Annotated in this window: 2 protein-coding genes; both read right to left on the minus strand. The window is 73.8% G+C overall.

Features of this window, described 5'->3' with window-relative positions:
* A partial coding sequence (locus IH13_RS38125; protein ID WP_031087152.1) for an oxygenase MpaB family protein occupies window positions 1-847 on the minus strand: 847 nt, incomplete at its 3' end.
* 600 nt (window positions 848-1447) lie between these two features.
* The coding region (locus IH13_RS0122380; RefSeq protein WP_031087154.1) for a methyltransferase at window positions 1448-2475 on the minus strand (1028 nt) is incomplete at its 5' end.

A 2475-nucleotide genomic window follows, 5' to 3' on the forward strand; every position in this document is an offset into this window, starting at 1 on the left:
GTCTGCGGAGTTTGTACGGGGAGGGGCGGCTTCCGGGGCCGAGCCGTGCCATGGCCTTCGCGACGTGTCCAGGGGGCAGCCGGCGCCTCAGACGTGCAGGAACGCCGCGCAGGGCGGCTCCGGCCGCCCGCAGCCGGCGGTCGACGGCGGCCCGGGGCGGTGCGGGTCTGCCGTACAGCTCGTGGGCGTACGGGGGCAGCGAGTCGTAGGCGAGTGCCGCCACGCGCCGCCACAGCAGTGCCCGCGCCGGGATCAGCAGGGGGTGGACGGGCGGCTCCCGCAGGAAGTCGTCGACGTCCCGGGCGTCCGGTCCCACGGCGAGTTCGGGGCGGACCTCGGCGAAGTAGGAGTCCAGCGCCGCCGTGGTGGCGGGCACCGCTGACGGGTCGAGGCCGACCAGGCGGGCCGCCTCGCGCTGCTCGTCGACGTAGCGGTCGGCCTGGGCATCGGTGAGCGGGAGGCCGGAGCGGCGTTCGACCTGGAGGTAGGAGTCGACTTCGGCGCAGTGCACCCAGAGCAGCAGGCGGGGGTCGTCGATGCGGTACGCCTCGCCGGTGACCGGGTCGGTCGCCGTGAGCGACCGGTGGATCCTGCGCACCCGCGCCCCGTACTTCTCGGCGGTCGGCGCGTCGGCGTAGGTGACGGTCCCGACGAAGTCGGCGGTACGTCCCAGACGCCCCCAGGCGTCCTCACGGAAGTCGGAGTTCTCCATCACCCCGCGGACGGCACGGGGATGCAGGGCCTGGAGGTACAGGGCACGTACCCCGGCGACCCACATCATGGGGTCGGCGTGCATCTGCCAGGTGACGGACCGGGGCCCGAAGAGCCCCGGGTCGGCATCGCTCATCGGCTCGTACCTTCCGCTCGGCGGGGGGAACGGGAGGCCGCGCGGGGCCTCGTCGTGCCGGGAGTGCGGTCGTACTCGTCAAAGGGGCGGTCCCTAGTATGGCGCCCCGGACGTCGATGTACGCGGGCCGCGGCTGAGCGCGTGACGGGGAGGGGTGGACGGGCGTGCCCAGATGGGGGCTGATCGTCGAGCAGAACCAGGGGTACGGCCGGGGCCGGCTGTGGGCCGTCGAGGTGCTGGACCATGTGGACGGGACCCGTCAGGAGGCGCTCGACGCGCTGCGGGCGCGGGCCGAGCGGTTCGAGCCGCATCACCCGGCCAACCCGGAGCGGCGGATGCTCTATCGGGAGGCGGAGGGATTCCTCCTGGTCGTCGAGGGCTTCTGGAGGTCGTTCCACTGCCGTTTCAGGATCGCCGAGCAGCTCTCCGACAGCCGTCCGCCCGAGCCCCCGGCCGACGCCTCACCGGAGCCCGTTCCCGAGCCTCCCCGGGAGGCCCGGGAATCGCGGCGGCCCGCGGCAGCCCGGAGGCCGCCCCGGCCCACCCGACGTGCCGCAGGTGCCGTCCTGGCTGGGACGCGACGACCTGTCCTGAGTCCGCTCAGCGCCGGACGGCCCGCAGGACCACGAACTTCGGGTCCCCGGCGACGGTGGTGCAGTTGCCGAAGATCCTCCGCAGCTGGGTGTGGTGGCCGAGGTGCCGGTTCCCCACGACCCAGAGTTCCCCGCCGGGCCGCAGCGCCGCGTGTGCCCCGCGGAACATGGTCCGCGCGGTGGCGTCGGTGACCGCCTGGTGCGAGTGGAAGGGCGGGTTGCTGAGGACGAGGTCGACGCTCCCGCCGGGTACGTCCGCCATCGCGTCACCGACGACGAAACGGGCCTCGGCTCCGGCCGGCGCGTTGGCCCGGAACGTCTCCTCGGCGGAGGCGACCGCCTGGTACGACTCGTCGATGAAGGTGACGGATGATGCGGGGCAGGCGAGCGCGGCGGCCGTGCCCACCACCCCGTTGCCGCAGCCGAGGTCGACGACGCGGTCGGGGCCGGAGCGCCGGGGCAGGTGCTTCAGGAAGAACCGGGTGCCGATGTCGAGGCGGTCGGCGCAGAAGATCCCGGCGTGGTTGGTGACGCTCCGGCCGGACATCACGCCGATGCCGTCGGGGAGGTCGTAGCGGCGGGGCCAGGGGCTGGGGGCCCCGGCCATCCCGGGGTCCGGGGTGCAGAGGATGAGCCGGGCCTTCTTCACCGCGAGTGAGGTGCGGGTGGGACCGATGATCCGTTCGAAGAGCTGGAGGGTGGAGGTGTGGATCTCCTTCACCATGCCCGTGCCGATCACGACGGTCCCCGCGTGCAGCGAGGGAGCGAGCCGGTGCAGCTGGTCCTCCAGGAAAGCGAGGCTCTTGGGCACCCGGACGAGCAGGGTGTCGATCCGCTCCGGAGGGGTGTCGCGCGCCGTCAGCATCCGTACCGCGCCCGGATCGGCCCCGTTGCGGGCGAGGTTGGCCCGGGTGGCCTGCTGGGAGAGGTACGAGTCGGTGATCTGCACGGGCCGGTGCGCGGCCAGCGCGGTGGCGAGGGCGCCCCAGCGGTCACCGACCACGACGACCGTCCCGCCGGCCTCCGGCGCCGGCT

The sequence above is a fragment of the Streptomyces sp. NRRL WC-3549 genome, from assembly GCF_000721935.1.
GTDB lineage: Bacteria > Actinomycetota > Actinomycetes > Streptomycetales > Streptomycetaceae > Streptomyces.